The organism is Pseudomonas sp. MF09150 (assembly GCF_059862355.1).
In genome coordinates, this window is the sequence record NZ_JCBCUS010000005.1 from 492,207 (window position 1) to 508,058 (window position 15,852).

Consider the following 15,852-nt stretch of genomic DNA (forward strand, 5'->3'; position numbering starts at 1 on the left):
CTGCAATGCATCACATGACTCTGGCCGAGATCGCCCGCGGACTCGCCGATAAAAAGTTTTCTTCCGTAGAGCTGACCACGACCCTGCTGGCGCGCATCGCCCAGCTCGATCCGCAGCTCAACAGCTTCATCAGCCTCACCCAGGACCTGGCTCTGAGCCAGGCCAAGGCCGCCGACGCACGTCGCGCCAACGGTGAGAACGGCGCCCTGCTTGGCGCGCCGATCGCCCACAAAGACCTGTTCTGCACCCAGGGCATCCGCACCAGCTGCGGCTCGAAGATGCTCGACAACTTCAAGGCCCCCTACGACGCCACCGTGGTCGCCAAACTGGCCGCCGCCGGCACCGTGACCCTGGGCAAAACCAACATGGACGAATTCGCCATGGGTTCGGGCAACGAGTCGAGCTTCTACGGCCCGGCCAAAAACCCGTGGAACCTGGAATGCGTGCCGGGCGGCTCGTCCGGCGGTTCGGCTGCAGCAGTTGCCGCGCGCCTGCTGCCTGCCGCCACCGGCACCGATACCGGCGGCTCGATCCGCCAGCCCGCTGCGCTGACCAACCTCACCGGGCTGAAACCGACCTACGGTCGCGTTTCGCGCTGGGGCATGATTGCCTACGCCTCCAGCCTCGATCAGGGCGGCCCGTTGGCGCGCACCGCCGAAGACTGCGCGATCCTGCTGCAAGGCATGGCCGGCTTCGACCCTAACGACTCCACCAGCATCGACGAACCGGTCCCGGACTACAGCGCCAGCCTCAACGGCTCGCTGCAGGGCCTGCGCATCGGCGTGCCCAAGGAATATTTCAGCGCCGGCCTCGACCCGCGCATCGCCGAGCTGATCCACACCAGCGTCAAGGAGCTGGAAAAGCTCGGCGCGGTGATCAAGGAAATCAGCCTGCCGAACATGCAGCACGCGATTCCCGCCTACTACGTGATCGCCCCGGCAGAGGCCTCCTCCAACCTCTCGCGTTTCGACGGCGTGCGCTTCGGCTACCGCTGCGAAAACCCGACCAAGCTTGAAGACCTGTACAAACGCTCCCGCGGCGAAGGCTTCGGCACCGAAGTTCAACGCCGGATCATGGTCGGCGCCTACGCCCTGTCTGCCGGTTACTACGACGCCTACTACTTGAAGGCGCAGAAAATCCGCCGCCTGATCAAGAACGACTTCATGGCTGCCTTTAATGAAGTCGACATCATCCTCGGCCCGACCACGCCCAACCCGGCCTGGAAAATCGGCGCCAAGAGCAGCGACCCGGTCGCTGCGTACCTGGAAGACGTCTACACCATCACCGCCAACCTTGCCGGCCTGCCGGGCTTGTCCATGCCCGCCGGTTTCGTCGACGGCCTGCCAGTCGGCGTGCAGTTGCTCGCTCCTTATTTCCAGGAAGGTCGCCTGTTGAACGTTGCCCACCAGTATCAGCTCAACACTGACTGGCACACCCGCACCCCAACCGGCTTCTGAGGAGACACACATGCAATGGGAAGTCGTGATCGGGCTGGAGATTCATACCCAGCTCACCACTCAATCGAAGATTTTCTCCGGTAGCTCCACCGCCTTCGGTGCCGAGCCCAACACCCAGGCCAGCCTGGTCGACCTGGGCATGCCCGGCGTGCTGCCAGTGCTGAACCAGGAAGCGGTACGCATGGCGGTGATGTTCGGTCTGGCGGTCGACGCCGAGATCGGCCAGCACAACGTGTTCGCGCGTAAAAACTACTTCTACCCGGACCTGCCCAAGGGCTACCAGATCAGCCAGATGGAATTGCCGATCGTGGGCAAGGGCTTCCTGGATATTCCGCTGGAAGACGGCACGGTCAAACGCGTGGGCATCACCCGCGCGCACCTGGAAGAAGACGCCGGCAAAAGCCTGCATGAAGAGTTCAACGGTGCCACCGGCATCGACCTGAACCGTGCCGGCACGCCGTTGCTGGAAATCGTTTCCGAGCCGGACATGCGCAACGCCAAGGAAGCCGTGGCCTACGTCAAGTCGATCCACGCCCTGGTGCGCTACCTGGGCATCTGCGACGGCAACATGGCCGAAGGCTCCCTGCGTTGCGACTGCAACGTGTCGATCCGGCCCAAGGGCCAGGTCGAATTCGGCACCCGCTGCGAGATCAAGAACGTCAACTCGTTCCGCTTCATCGAGAAGGCGATCAACAGCGAAGTCCGCCGCCAGATCGAACTGATCGAAGACGGTGGCAAGGTCATCCAGCAAACCCGCCTGTATGACCCGAACAAGGACGAAACCCGTCCGATGCGCAGCAAGGAAGAAGCCAACGACTACCGTTACTTCCCCGATCCGGACCTGCTGCCGGTGGTGATCGAAGACTCGTTCCTCGATGCCGTGCGCGCCACCCTGCCGGAACTGCCACCGCAAAAACGCGAGCGCTTCCAGGAGCAGTTCGGCCTGTCGGTCTATGATGCCAGCGTGCTGGCGTCGAGCCGTGAGCAGGCGGACTACTTCGAGAAGGTGGTGAAGATTGCCGGTGACGCCAAACTGGCCGCCAACTGGGTCATGGTCGAGTTGGGCAGCCTGTTGAACAAGCAGGGCCTGGAAATCGACGAGGCTCCGGTCTCGGCCGAGCAACTGGGCGGCATGCTGTTGCGGATCAAGGACAACACTATCTCCGGCAAGATTGCCAAGACCGTGTTCGAAGCCATGGCCAACGGCGAAGGCAGTGCTGACGAAATCATCGACAAGCGCGGCCTCAAGCAAGTCACCGACAGCGGCGCCATCTCTGCCGTGCTCGACGAAATGCTCGCGGCCAACGCCGAGCAGGTCGAGCAGTACCGCGCCGCCGATGAAGCCAAGCGCGGCAAGATGTTCGGCTTCTTCGTCGGCCAGGCCATGAAAGCCTCCAAAGGCAAGGCCAACCCGCAACAGGTCAACGAGCTGCTGAAAAACAAGCTTGAAGGCTGATAGCGGTTTATCGAGCGTGTGCCTGACCCCGGTCATGGCACACGCCCCTGTGGCGACGGAGCCTGCTCCCTCGCCACATTTATTATGCGAGCCCGGTTTATGAAGCGTCTGCTTGGTGCCTGTGCCCTGCTCTCCCTGCTTGCCGGCTGCGCCACCAGCCATATCATCGACCCACGCGGTTATGACGAAACCGGCACCGCCTCCTATTACGGTGCTCGCCACCATGGCAAGCGTACCGCCAGTGGCGAGCCCTTCGACCAGCACGGCCTGAGCGCCGCCCATCGCGAGCTGCCCTTCGGCACTCGGGTGCAAGTCACCAATCTGAGCAACGACAAGACCGTGGTGGTGCGCATCAACGACCGCGGGCCCCACACCCGTGGCCGCCTGATCGACCTGTCCCGCGCCGCGGCCGAGCAACTGGGCATGCTGCGCAGCGGCACCGCGCGGGTGCGCGTGCAAGCCCTCAGCGACTGACCGACGGAGCCCTGACCATTTTCGGATTAGCCGATTTACCCCTGCTCAGCCTGGTGCAGCTTGTCAGCGGCCTGATCCTGCTGGTGGCCGGCGCCGAGCTGCTGGTGCGTGCCGCCGTGCGCCTTGCGGCGCGCCTGCATGTGCGGCCACTGATCATCGGCCTGACCATCGTCGCCTTGGGCAGCAGCGCCCCGCAGATGGCGGTCAGCCTGCAGGCGACCCTGGCTGAAAACACCGATATCGCCGTGGGCAGCGTGATCGGCAGCAGCATCTTCAACATCCTGGTCACCCTAGGTCTGTCGGCCCTGATCATCCCGCTGCGGGTCTCGCGGCAACTGGTGCGCCTGGATATCCCGCTGATGATCGGCGCCAGCCTGCTGGTGTTCGTCCTGGCCTACAACGAAGAACTGACCCCGGTCGATGGCCTGATCCTGCTGGCCGCCCTGCTGCTGTACCTGGGCCTGCTGCTGCGCCAGTCGCGCCACAGCGCCCGCCCCCAGGCCGGCGCCGACCACACCGGCCAAGGCCTGCACCCTGCCAGCAGCAACCCACCCTGGGTCAGCAGCCTGCTGTCGATGCTGCTGGGCCTGGGCCTGCTCGCCTTCGCCGGGCACCTGCTGTTGCAGGCGGCGGTGGAAGTGGCCTCCGACCTGGGTTTGTCCGAGCGCATCATCGGCCTGACCGTGATTGCGGTCGGCACCTCGCTGCCGGCGCTGGCCACCTCGCTGATCGCCGCCTTGCGCGGGCAGCGGGATATCGCCGTAGGCAACGTCATCGGCAGCAACCTGTTCAACCTGCTGGGGGTCTTGGGGTTCACCGCCCTGGTGGCACCGATGCCACTGTCGGTCTCGCCCAACGCCCTGGATTTCGACTTGCCGGTGATGCTGGGTGTCGCCGTGCTGTGCCTGCCGGTGTTCTATTCCGGTTACCGGGTGACCCGGGCCGAGGGCTTGCTGTTTCTGGGCTTGTACCTGGCCTATGGGCTGCACGTGGTGTCCTTCACCACAGGCATGCCCCTGGCCGGCAAGCTGGAAAACCTGATGCTGTTTTTCGTCCTGCCGGCGCTGGTGGCCTTTTTGCTATTCAGCTCGCTGCGTGCCTGGCGCCGCCAACACAAGAAAGGAGAAGCACAATGACCGACCCAAAGAAGCCCGGTGTTGAAGTGCGGCGCCAAGTCATGGGCGATGAGTTCGTCGATCGCGCCCTGGGCAACGCCACCGACTTCACCCAACCGCTGCAGGACTTCGTCAATGAACACGCCTGGGGCAGCGTCTGGAACCGCGAGGGCTTGCCGCTCAAGACCCGCAGCCTGATCACCCTGGCCGCGTTGACCGCGCTCAAGTGCCCGCAGGAGCTCAAGGGCCATGTGCGTGGCGCATTGAACAACGGTTGCAGCGTCGAAGAGATTCGCGAGGCACTGCTGCATTGCGCGGTGTATGCCGGAGTGCCGGCGGCCATCGATGCCTTCCGTGCAGCGCAGGAAGTGATCGATACCTATCAGAAGCCCGACTGAGGCCTCGCCGGACTCGGCAATGGGCTGGCGATCAGTCCGTTGCCGGCGTCAGATCCAGCCGCCCCACTGCAACAGGAAAATCCCGATATTGGTGGTCACGGCCGCCATCAGCGTGGTGATGACAATGATCGCCGCCGCCAATTCATGGTTGCCATTGGCAGCGCGCGCCATGACAAAACTGGCGGCCGCCGTGGGGCTGCCGAAGTACAGAAACAGAATCCCCAGCTCCGCCCCGCGAAAGCCGCACAACCAGGCGCCCAAGGTCGCCAGCACCGGCAACCCGACCATTTTCACCAGGCTCGAGCTCAGCGCCAGGTCGCCACTTTTGCGCAAGGCTTCCAGCGACAAGGTGCCGCCGATGCAGATCAGGGCCAGGGGCAGCGTCATCTGCGCCAGGTTCTGGCCGGAGCTTTCGAGCCAGCCCGGCAAGCTGATCTGCCAATAAGCAAAGGGCGCCGCCAGCAGCACGCTGATGATCAGCGGGTTGCTGACCACGCTTTTGCAGATGCTCCACGGATCGGACTTGATCACCGGGCTGTAGACCGCCAGGACAATGGTCGACAGCGTGTTGTAGAACAGAATCACCAGCGCCGCGAGCACCGCCCCCAGGGAGATCCCGTACGCGCCATACATGCTCGCCGCCAGGGCCAGGCCGATCACGCCGTTGTTGCCGCGAAACGCGCCCTGGGTATAGATGCCCCGGTCTTCCCGCGGGCAGCGCCAGATCGCCCAGCCCCAGGCACCGATAAAACTGAGCAGGGTGGCCACGGCGAAGTAGATCAGCAGCCCGGGCTTGAGCGCCGAATGCAGGTCGGCATGGAGGATGCCCAGAAACAACAACGCCGGCATGGTGACGTTGAACACCAGGGCCGACGCGGTATGAATGAAATTGTCGTTGATCCAGCCCACGCGCTTGAGCAGTACGCCAAGAAACAACATCGCAAACACGGGGGCGGTGATGCTCAGTGTTTGAAGAAAAATAGCCAGCATGCGGGGTGAACCTTGAGCCCGTGGTCAGGGCGCCAATGATAAGCCAGTTTCCCGGCCCGGTCTCAGGCCCGGCGCCACCACCGGACCAAAACCCTTCACCCCGGCAGGTGGATCAGGCCATTTGCGCAACACCCGCCTCGGGTTGCCGGGAACGCACCGCCAACACGACCACCACCATGCCCACCGCCGAGACCGCTGCGGCCAGGAAGAACGCCGAGTTGTAGCCCCCACCGTACTGGATCAGCAGGCCGGTCAGGGACGGTGCGGCGATACCCGCCAGGTTCGCCAGCAAATGCACGAAGCCACCGGTGCCGCCCACGCGGTTCTTCGGCACGATGTCCTGGATCAGCGCCCAGCAAATCTGCGGGGTCATGAACAGAAACACGCTGGACACGGTGATGCAGGCCACCGCCATCCCCAGGGACGCGACCTGGGTGGTCAGCAGCACACAGACCGCCGCCACGCCCAGGCCCAGGGTCAGCACGATCTTGCGCGCCAGGATCACATTCCCCAGGCGCCGGCCCAGGCCATCGGCGAAAAAGCCGCCGCCAAGAAAGCCCACCGCCGCGCCCAGCCACGGGATCACGCCGATGATGCTCATGCTCTTGATGTCCAGGTGCTGGTAATCCATCAGGTAGCTGGGCAGCCAGGTGAGGAAGAAATACAGCACGTAGTTGAAGCAGAAAAACGCCATGGCCACGGCCAGTACCGGCACCGAAAAGATGTAATGGGTCAGGCTGCGACCCTCTTCGACGCTCTCGACAATGATGTTGGCGCGGCTCTGGCGAATCAGCTCGCGCTCGGCCTCGGACACTCGCGGATGCTGCTCGGGGGTGTCCTTGAAGAACTTCAGCCACGCCAGCAGCCAAAGGCCCCCCAGCACCGCGATCACCACGAAGGAAATCCGCCAGCCGAAATTCAACGCCACCAGGCCGACAATCGGCCCCGCCAGCGCCGCGCCCAGGGGCTGGCCGCAGTTGGTGAAACCGATCGCGCGGCCAGCCTCCTCACGGGGGAACCAGTTGGTGATCGCCTTGTTGGTGGTGGTGCCCATCGGGCCTTCGCCCATGCCGAAAAAGATCCGACAGATCAGCAACTGCACATACCCGGTGATCAGCGCCGTAAGGCCGCAAAACACCGACCAGCCGCCCGCGGCCCAGGCGAACACGCGCTTGGGCCCGAATTTATCCGCCGCATAGCCGCCGATAAAACAGAAGGCGCAGTAGCCGATAAAGAAGCTGCTGAAGATAAAGCCCATTTGCGCGTCATTGATGTTCAGCTCGCCCTTGAGCAGCGGCGCCACCACCGACAACGCAGCGCGGTCAAGGTAGTTGAGCATCCCGGCGAAGAACAGCAGGCCGGCGATTTTCCAGCGGTATTTACCTAACATTTTTGTCGACCCTTATTGTTGTCAGGACAGCACTACAGATTCCACGGTGTAAGCGCCGAGCACCTCGGCGTCAGGCGCGAAGCCCAGCCCCGGCTGCTGTGGCAGGCTCATCTGCGGGGTGAACGCGAGCTGCGGGTACAGCAGGCGCTCGAATTCGATAAAGGGCACCTCAAGGCTGATATCCGCCGGCAGCAGGCTGCACAGATGCGCCACCGCCAACAGCCCGGGACCGAAGTAGAAGCAATGGGGCACGACCTTGACCTGGTAGCGCCGGGCCAGCTCGAAGACCTGGACCATGGCGCTGATACCGCCGATCTTGGCCACGCTCGGTTGGGCGATATCCAGCGCACCCTGCTCGAACATCGCCCGCAGGCCCTGGACCCCGGCGGCGTTTTCCCCGGCAGCGATGGGCACGCCGTGGCTGCGCACCTGGGCCAGGCCATGGGCGTCATCCGGCGGCCAGACCGGCTCTTCGAGCCAGGCCAATTGCAGCGGGCGCAGTTGTCCGGCCATGTCGCTGGCCTGGCTCACGCTCCAGGGGCAATTGACGTCGACCATCAGCTCGCCCTCCTCCACCGGCAACGCCTCACGGGCAGCAGCGATGGCGGCGTAGGTGGTTTCGTGGAGCTTGATCTTGCGAAATCCCTGGCCGCGCGCACGGCGTACCTGGCGCGCCACTTCCTCGGGGTCGTTGCCGTAGCTGACCAGGCTCGCGTACAGCTCCAGGGGCCGGTCTCGGCCGCCGAGCAGCTTGTATAGCGGCTGGCCAGCGCGCTGTGCAGCCAGGTCCCAGAGCGCGATGTCCATTGCCGACAAGGCGTAGGTCACCGGTCCGCTGCTGCCAAAGCCATGCAGGGCGCGCCTGGCGGCTTCCAGGGTGTCCTGGAAATTCGCCACGTCGCTGCCGAGAAACTGCGGCGCCACCAGGTCGGTCAGGGCCTTGTAGGTCACCGGGTTGCTGCCGTGGCCGAAGGCTTCACCCCAGCCCACCAGGCCACTGTCGGTGCTGACCTTGAGCATCAGGCTTTCCATGCGCCGATGGCGGGTCGAGGCGGCGTTGAAGGCGTCGTCGTCCTGGACCGGCCCGCTGTTACTGCGCTGGGTCGCGCCGGTGCTGAAGGGAATACTCAGCCGAATGACTTCGATGCTGGCGATTTTCACTGCCATGCACTCCTGCTTTTATTGTTGTGGGTGACAAGAACCGGGGTCGCGGCGGGTATCCGGCACCCGCCGCGACAGGCCATCGGCCTCAGGTAATAGGTGCGGGGTTGAACAAGGTGATGTCGTTGTGCAGCTTGTGCTGCTCGGCCCAGGTCTGCTTCTTTCCACTGGCCACGTCCAGGTAGAAGTGGAACAGCTCCCAGCCCAGCTCTTCAATACTGGCGCGGCCGGTGGCGATGCGCCCGGCGTCGATATCGATCAGGTCAGGCCAGCGCTGGGCCAGCTCGGTGCGGGTCGAGACCTTGACCACTGGCGCCATCGCCAAGCCATAGGGCGTACCGCGTCCGGTGGTGAACACGTGCAGGTTCATCCCGGCAGCCAGCTGCAAGGTGCCGCAGACAAAATCGCTGGCCGGCGTCGCGCAAAAGATCAGGCCCTTGCGGCTGAAACGCTCGCCCGGGCCCAGCACGCCATTGATCGCGCTGCTGCCGGATTTGACGATGGAGCCCAGGGATTTTTCAACGATGTTCGACAGACCGCCCTTCTTGTTGCCCGGCGTGGTGTTGGCGCTGCGATCCGCCTCGCCCTTGGCCAGGTAGCGGTCGTACCAGTCCATCTCGCGTACCAGCTCGCGGGCCACGGTTTCGGTCTCGGCGCGCGAGGTCAACAGGTAGATGGCATCTCGTACTTCGGTGACTTCGGAAAACATCACCGTTGCCCCCGCTCGCAGCAGCAGGTCCGAGGCATAGCCCAGGGCCGGGTTGGCGGTGATCCCGGAAAACGCGTCACTGCCGCCGCACTGCATGCCCAGGATCAGCTCGGAAGCAGGCACGGTTTCCCGACGCCGCTGGTCGAGCTTCTTCAGGCGCGTTTCGGCCAGCTCCATGATCTGCTCGATCATCTCGGTGAAGCCGTGGCTGGAGTCCTGCAGGCGATACAGCCAGGGCTCGCTGAGGTCCACCGAACTGTCGTTTTCATGCATCACCTGGCCGGCCTGCAACTTCTCGCAGCCCAGGCTGATGACCAGCGCTTCGCCCCCCAGGTTGGGGTTGCGCGCCAGGTTGCGCACGGTGCGGATCGGGATATAGGCATCGGTGGCGGTAATGGCGACGCCGCAGCCGTAGCTGTGGGTCAGGGCCACCACATCATCGACATGGGGGTACTTGGGCAGCAGCTCTTCGCGGATGCGCTTGACCGCGTGGTCCAGGACCCCGGTCACGCACTGCACGGTGGTGGTGATTCCCAGGATATTGCGCGTGCCGACCGTGCCGTCGGCATTGCGATAACCCTCGAAGGTGAACCCTTCCAGCGCAGCCTGGGCCGGCGGCACCTCGGTGGACAGCGGCAGGCTGTCCAGGGGCGGCGCGGTTGGCATGCGCAGTTGGTCTTCCTTGACCCAACTGCCGCGGGGGATTGGCTGCAAGGCATAACCGATGGTCTGGCCATAGCGAATCACCTGGCCGCCTTCGGGGATATCCACCAGCGTCACCTTGTGGCTCTGCGGCACAAAATCCACGGTCACCAGGCCATCGGCAAACTCGGTGCCGGCCGGCACGCCCTGGTCGTTGACCACAATCACAACGTTGTCCAGCTCGTGCAGGCGGATGTAGCGCGGCGAGTCTGAATGTTCAATCAACTGCATGACGCCGCCCCTTCAGGAATGTGCGTGGGAAAGTTTGCTCAACTCGGGGCCGTCGCTTGGCGGCTCCTTGAGCACCACTCGTTTGATCGGGCCAACGATCACCAGGTAGCTGAACACCGCCACCAGCGCGTTGCAGCCGACAAACACCAGGGCCCACTTGAACGAACCGGTGGAACTGATGATGTAGCCAATCACGATCGGCGTGGTGATCGAGGCGATATTGCCGAACATATTGAACAGTCCGCCACTCAGGCCGGCGATCTGTTTTGGCGAGGTGTCCGACACCACTGCCCAGCCCAGGGCGCCCACGCCCTTGCCGAAGAACGCCAGGGCCATGAAGCCGACCACCATCCATTCGATGTCCACGTAGTTGCAGGCCACGATGCTGCTGGACACCAGCAGCCCGGCAATGATCGGCGCCTTGCGCGCGAACGTCAGCGAGTGCCCCTTGCGCAGCAGGTAATCGGAGATCACCCCACCCAGCACGCCTCCGATAAAGCCGCAGATGGCCGGCAGGGAAGCGATGAAACCCGCCTTGAGAATCGTCATGCCGCGCTCCTGCACCAGGTACACCGGGAACCAGGTCAGGAAGAAGTAGGTGATGCCGTTGATGCAGTACTGGCCCAGGTACACCCCAAGCATCATGCGGTTGGTCAGCAACTGGCGCACGTAGTCCCATTTCGGGCCATCGGTGCGTTTGCCTGCGACCTTGTCCTGGTCCATGTCGACCATGCCGCCGTTGTCGGCGATGTGCTTGAACTCGGCCTCGTTGATCATCGGGTGCTGGCGCGGGCTGTGGATAATTTTCAGCCAGATCAGCGAAAACACGATGCCGATCCCGCCCATCACGATAAACACGTGCTGCCAGCCAAAGCGGTAGACGATCCAGCCCATCAACGGCGCGAACAGCACCGTGGCGAAATACTGCGCCGAGTTGAAGATCGCCGACGCCGTACCGCGTTCGGCGGTGGGAAACCAGGCGGCAACGATCCGCGCATTGCCGGGGAAGGATGGCGCCTCGGCCAGGCCCACCAGGAAGCGCAGCATGAACAGCGCCACCACCGCAGTGGAAACCCCGAACTCACCGACATAGCCTTGCAGCACGGTGAACAGCGACCAGGTAAAAATGCTCAGGGCATAGACTTTTTTCGAGCCGAAACGATCGAGCAGCCAGCCACCGGGAATTTGCCCGGCCACATAGGCCCAACCGAATGCAGAGAAGATGTAGCCCAGGGTGACGGCGTCGATACCCAGGTCTTTTTGCAGGCTGGAACCCGCGATGGCGATAGTGGCACGGTCGGCGTAATTGATCGTGGTCACCAGGAACAGCATAAGCAGGATCAAATAGCGGACGTGAGTCGGCTTGGTCGCTTGCATTTGGATGTACTCCCACTATTTATTTTTATGCGGGTAATCACGTTGTGCTGCAGGCGCCGACAAAGCGGCCCCTGCAGATCCAGCCTTTACGATCCGATGTAAGCCGTCTTGACCACGGTGTAGAACTCCTGCGCGTAGCGACCCTGCTCGCGGGAACCGTAGGACGAACCTTTGCGACCACCGAACGGCACGTGGTAGTCGACGCCGGCGGTCGGCAGGTTGACCATCACCATCCCCGCCTGGGAGTGGCGCTTGAAGTGATTGGCATACTTCAGCGAGGTGGTGGCGATGCCTGCCGACAAACCGAATTCGGTGTCGTTGGCCATGGCCAGCGCCGCCTCGTAGTCGGCGACACGCACCACGTTGGCCACCGGGCCGAAGATCTCTTCGCGGCTGATGCGCATCGAGGCCTCGCTGTCGGCAAACAGAGTCGGGGCCAGGAAGTAGCCTTCGGTGTCGCAGGTCACCAGCGAGCCACCACTGACCAGGCGTGCACCTTCGGACTGGCCGATATCGATGTACTTCAGGTCCTGCTCCAGTTGCGACTGGGACACCACTGGGCCGATATCGGTGCCGGCTTTCAGGGCATGGCCGACCTTGATCGACTGCATGCGCTCGGCCATCGCAGCAACGAACTTATCGTGAATGCCCTCGGTGACAATCAGCCGGCTCGACGCCGTGCAACGCTGGCCAGTGGAATAGAACGCGCTCTGCACCGCCAGCTCCACCGCCTGCTTGAGGTCGGCGTCGTCGAGGATGATCTGCGGGTTCTTGCCGCCCATCTCCAGCTGCACCTTGGCCTGGCGCGCCACGCAGTTGACGGCGATCTGCCGCCCTACGCCCACCGAGCCGGTAAAGCTGATGCCGTCGACTTTCGGGCTGTTGACGATGGCGTCGCCCACCAGGCGGCCGCTGCCCATCACCAGGTTGAACACGCCAGCCGGGAAGCCGGCGCGGGAAATGATTTCCGCCAGGGCCCAGGCGCAACCCGGCACCAGGTCGGCAGGCTTGAGCACCACGCAGTTGCCGTAGGCCAGGGCCGGGGCGATCTTCCAGGCCGGGATCGCGATCGGGAAGTTCCACGGCGTGATCAGGCCCACCACACCCAGGGCTTCGCGGGTCACTTCGACGTTGACGCCCGGGCGCACCGAGGGCAGGTAATCGCCCGACAGGCGCAGGCACTCACCGGCGAAGAACTTGAAAATGTTACCGGCACGCGCCACTTCACCGATGGCTTCGGGCAGGGTCTTGCCCTCTTCCCGGGCCAGCAGGGTGCCGAGCTCCTCACGGCGGGCGAGGATCTCGCTGCCGACTTTGTCCAGCGCGTCGCTGCGCGCCTGGATGCCCGAGGTCGACCAGGCCGGGAACGCCGCACGCGCTGCGTCGATGGCGGCATGCACCTGGGCCAGGTCGGCCTTGGCGTACTCGCCGATCACCTCGGACAGGTCCGACGGGTTGATATTGGTGGAGTAGTCGGCGCCGGCAACCCATTGGCCACCGATGTAGTTATCGAATCGTTTTGCCTCTGCCACGAAGTCACTCCTCACACAAAATTCTGTACGTAAAAGGCCGCTGATTACTCAGCGGCCCCGGATCAATTACTGCGCACCCTGAGCGTCGATCAACGCCGCCAGTGCTTCGTATTCTTCCGGCAGCAGATCGGTCAGCGGGGCCCGTACCGGGCCTGCGTCGTGACCGACGATTTTCGCCCCGGCCTTGACGATGCTCACTGCGTAACCGGCTTTGCGGTTACGGATATCCAGGTAAGGCAGGAAGAAGTCATCGATGATCTTGCCGACCGTAGCGTGATCATCACGGGCAATGGCGTGGTAGAAATCCATCGCGGTTTTCGGGATGAAGTTGAACACCGCCGAGGAGTAAACCGGCACGCCCAGGGCCTTGTAGGCCGCGGCATAGACTTCAGCGGTCGGCAGGCCGCCGAGGTAGCTGAAGCGATCGCCCAGACGACGGCGGATCGACACCATCAACTCGATGTCGCCCAGGCCGTCCTTGTAGCCGATCAGGTTCGGGCAACGCTCGGCCAGGCGCTCCAGCAGCGGCGCGTTGAGGCGGCAGACGTTGCGGTTGTAGACCACGACGCCGATTTTTACCGATTTGCACACGGCCTCAACGTGGGCCGCAACCCCGTCCTGGCTGGCTTCGGTCAGGTAGTGCGGCAGCAACAGCAGGCCCTTGGCCCCCAGGCGCTCGGCCTCTTGGGCGTATTCGATGGCCTGGCGGGTCGAACCGCCAACACCGGCAAGAATCGGCACGCTGGTGGCGCAGGTATCGACCGCAGTCTTGATGACTTCCGAATACTCACTGGCTGCCAGGGAGAAGAACTCGCCAGTGCCGCCCGCGGCGAACAGCGCCGAGGCGCCGTAAGGGGCGAGCCATTCGAGACGCTTGATGTAGCCCGCGCGATGGAAGTCGCCCTGAGCATTGAAGTCGGTGACCGGGAAAGACAACAGGCCATGGGAGAGGATGGACTTCAGTTCTTGTGGATTCATTATTCGAACACCCTGGGAAACATTGTGATGGAAAAGACCTCAGGCTTGGCTGAAGTTGTAGGTCATCGTACAACTAAAAATATAATCGTCAACTGCATTTCGTCGTTACAAAGAAAATTGATCGGCTCGCCTGCGGCTCCTTGACGAGCCAATGATTTCATCTAAGCTCGATTTAACTGTATATCCATACAGTTAAATAGTGACCTGAACGATGACATATCAAGGAGCTAGAAATGTCAGCACTCTCAACCCCCCTGCCGCAACAAGCATCGCTTGCCGGCAAAATCGCGGCCGATCTCGACCAGCTGTTCAGCGAACAGGGCCTGGCCATCAACGGCGATGGCGACAGCCTGCTGCTGCGCGTCGCCCCTCACCACAGCCGCAAACATTCGCCTCCCAGGCCGCCGGGCACACCACCGGAAAACCCGCTGAAACCCAAGCCCCAGTTGCGTTTCGAAGGTGGCGAGCACACCGCTATCGGCGACAACACCTGGTTGCGCTTCGCCGCGGATGCCCCGCCGATTGCTGCCTCCCAGGTCGAATTGCACCTGCCCAATGGCCTGGCACTGACCTATGGCCAGGTGGTGGCGCTGGGCGGTGACTTCTACGGCATCCCCGACCGACCGATCAGCGAAGGCGCTTCGGCGGTGGAGCGCGTGCAGCGTTTCAGCGCGGCCTTCAACTCCCTGGCGGTCCTGCCGGCGTCGAAAGACGAAGCGCGGCAGATCCTCGCGGTGATGCAGAAGGAAATCGCCGCCACTCACCAGGCGATCCGCGATGGCAAGCAGCCCCATGAGGCGTATGACGCCCTTGGAGATACGTTGTCTGAAGAGTGGAACCGGATTACCGGCGGTGGCAGCGTGGTCTCGCCGATGCTGCCCCTGGGGCGCTACCTGAAGTTGGCGGCGAACAACGCTGACCACTTTGGCGAGTGGGCAAAGCTTGCCTACATCGCCGGGCACAGCGCGGCACTGGAGCAGGCGCGATTGGCTCATGGCAGCGCCGACACCCAACCGTTGGAGCTGGCCTATGCGATGAACGCCTTTGCCGATCACTACCTCACCGACCTGTTCTCCGCAGGCCACCTGCGGGTGCCGCGCAAACAACTGGCGGCGGTGGTCACCCCCAGTGACCTGGGTTCGCTGATTACCCGCTTCATGCACGACGAAGACAGCAAGTTCGGCCTCAATGTCCGCAACGCCCGAGGCGAGCAATGGCACGCCTATGGCGACAAGCGTTACTTCGACACCGTCGACCAGCGCAATCGCCAGCAGGTGCAACGGGCCGTGCAGAGCTCGGCCGATGAAATCTTCGCCTGCTACCAGAGTGGCAACCCGGCGGCGCCTGCCAGCTTCGCCGCGCTGCAAGGGCTGCCGGACCTGCAAGCGGTCTCCAGCCCTGGTGCCAACTTCTCGCCCCTGTTCGTGACCCAGGGCGACAAGGTGCTGCGCCGCAGCGACGTCAATAACCTCAACGACAGCAAGACCGTCGACAACTGGTGGGGCTGGAGCACCTATCTGCTGCTGACCCACTACACACCCAACAAACCCGCCGGCTACCTCGAAGCGCCAACGGCAGCGCCGACCATCCTGGCCGACGGCTGGCAAAACCAGACGCCGAGCGAACCCAACTGGCTACCGGGCAATGCCGTGCGTTACGCCATCAGCGAAAGCCAGGGGCTCAGCGAGTCGTACACCGGCCCCTGGTCGGCCTATGCCCAACTCAGTGACCGTTTCCAGCCAACCCTGGGCATTGCCGCAGCCTCAGGCAGCAGCCTGACACGCAACGTTTACCGGCAATTTCTTGGGGGTTCGCCCGAGCTGATCGCCAGTATCGACGCCAGTTCCACCACCTTTATCGACCGCATTGCCTGACAAGGACC

At 63.3% G+C, this 15,852-nt stretch carries 13 protein-coding genes; 6 read left to right on the top strand and 7 right to left on the bottom strand.

What is annotated here, in order from left to right; genetic code table 11:
• Positions 1 to 5 precede the first annotated feature (5 nt).
• The 5 genes from gatA to AC19YX_RS21255 all read left to right on the top strand — a co-directional run bounded on the left by gatA (position 6) and on the right by AC19YX_RS21255 (position 4,900).
• A complete protein-coding gene (gene gatA / locus AC19YX_RS21235; protein ID WP_421548042.1) occupies positions 6 to 1,457 on the top strand; it encodes an Asp-tRNA(Asn)/Glu-tRNA(Gln) amidotransferase subunit GatA in 1,452 nt (483 codons plus the stop codon).
• 10 nt (positions 1,458 to 1,467) lie between these two features.
• Complete coding sequence (gatB, locus tag AC19YX_RS21240; protein ID WP_500606923.1) at positions 1,468 to 2,913, top strand: Asp-tRNA(Asn)/Glu-tRNA(Gln) amidotransferase subunit GatB; 1,446 nt, start codon at positions 1,468 to 1,470, stop codon at positions 2,911 to 2,913.
• A gap of 99 nt (positions 2,914 to 3,012) precedes the next feature.
• A complete protein-coding gene (locus tag AC19YX_RS21245) occupies positions 3,013 to 3,387 on the top strand; it encodes a septal ring lytic transglycosylase RlpA family protein (RefSeq protein WP_500606924.1) in 375 nt (124 codons plus the stop codon).
• Positions 3,388 to 3,437: 50 nt separating this feature from the next.
• On the top strand, positions 3,438 to 4,523 hold the full coding sequence (locus AC19YX_RS21250) for a calcium/sodium antiporter (RefSeq protein ID WP_078469831.1): 1,086 nt from the start codon (positions 3,438 to 3,440) through the stop codon (positions 4,521 to 4,523).
• Positions 4,520 to 4,900 carry a carboxymuconolactone decarboxylase family protein gene (locus AC19YX_RS21255; RefSeq protein ID WP_078469830.1) on the top strand — a complete coding sequence of 127 codons (381 nt, stop codon included), beginning with the start codon at positions 4,520 to 4,522 and terminating at the stop codon, positions 4,898 to 4,900. Before AC19YX_RS21250 ends, AC19YX_RS21255 begins: the two co-directional genes overlap by 4 nt.
• A gap of 48 nt (positions 4,901 to 4,948) precedes the next feature.
• Here AC19YX_RS21255 and AC19YX_RS21260 read toward each other — a convergent pair whose 3' ends face one another.
• From AC19YX_RS21260 to kdgD, 7 genes are all read right to left on the bottom strand, one after another.
• A complete protein-coding gene (locus AC19YX_RS21260) occupies positions 4,949 to 5,890 on the bottom strand; it encodes an AEC family transporter (RefSeq protein WP_078469829.1) in 942 nt (313 codons plus the stop codon).
• A gap of 112 nt (positions 5,891 to 6,002) precedes the next feature.
• Positions 6,003 to 7,280, bottom strand: a complete 1,278-nt coding sequence (locus tag AC19YX_RS21265; RefSeq protein ID WP_020297116.1) for an MFS transporter — start codon at positions 7,278 to 7,280, stop codon at positions 6,003 to 6,005.
• 21 nt (positions 7,281 to 7,301) lie between these two features.
• Positions 7,302 to 8,447, bottom strand: coding sequence for a mandelate racemase/muconate lactonizing enzyme family protein (locus tag AC19YX_RS21270; protein ID WP_238596134.1), 1,146 nt, complete (start codon positions 8,445 to 8,447; stop codon positions 7,302 to 7,304).
• A gap of 82 nt (positions 8,448 to 8,529) precedes the next feature.
• Positions 8,530 to 10,083, bottom strand: a complete 1,554-nt coding sequence (gene garD, locus AC19YX_RS21275) for a galactarate dehydratase (RefSeq protein ID WP_078469828.1) — start codon at positions 10,081 to 10,083, stop codon at positions 8,530 to 8,532.
• Positions 10,084 to 10,095: 12 nt separating this feature from the next.
• Positions 10,096 to 11,460 carry an MFS transporter gene (locus AC19YX_RS21280; RefSeq protein ID WP_078469827.1) on the bottom strand — a complete coding sequence of 455 codons (1,365 nt, stop codon included), beginning with the start codon at positions 11,458 to 11,460 and terminating at the stop codon, positions 10,096 to 10,098.
• A gap of 86 nt (positions 11,461 to 11,546) precedes the next feature.
• Complete coding sequence (locus AC19YX_RS21285; protein WP_500606925.1) at positions 11,547 to 12,992, bottom strand: aldehyde dehydrogenase family protein; 1,446 nt, start codon at positions 12,990 to 12,992, stop codon at positions 11,547 to 11,549.
• A gap of 66 nt (positions 12,993 to 13,058) precedes the next feature.
• Positions 13,059 to 13,970, bottom strand: coding sequence for a 5-dehydro-4-deoxyglucarate dehydratase (kdgD, locus tag AC19YX_RS21290; RefSeq protein WP_020297111.1), 912 nt, complete (start codon positions 13,968 to 13,970; stop codon positions 13,059 to 13,061).
• 233 nt (positions 13,971 to 14,203) lie between these two features.
• Here kdgD and AC19YX_RS21295 point away from each other — a divergent pair, with 233 nt between their 5' ends.
• On the top strand, positions 14,204 to 15,844 hold the full coding sequence (locus AC19YX_RS21295) for a phospholipase (RefSeq protein ID WP_500606926.1): 1,641 nt from the start codon (positions 14,204 to 14,206) through the stop codon (positions 15,842 to 15,844).
• The last annotated feature ends 8 nt before the right edge of the window (positions 15,845 to 15,852 follow it).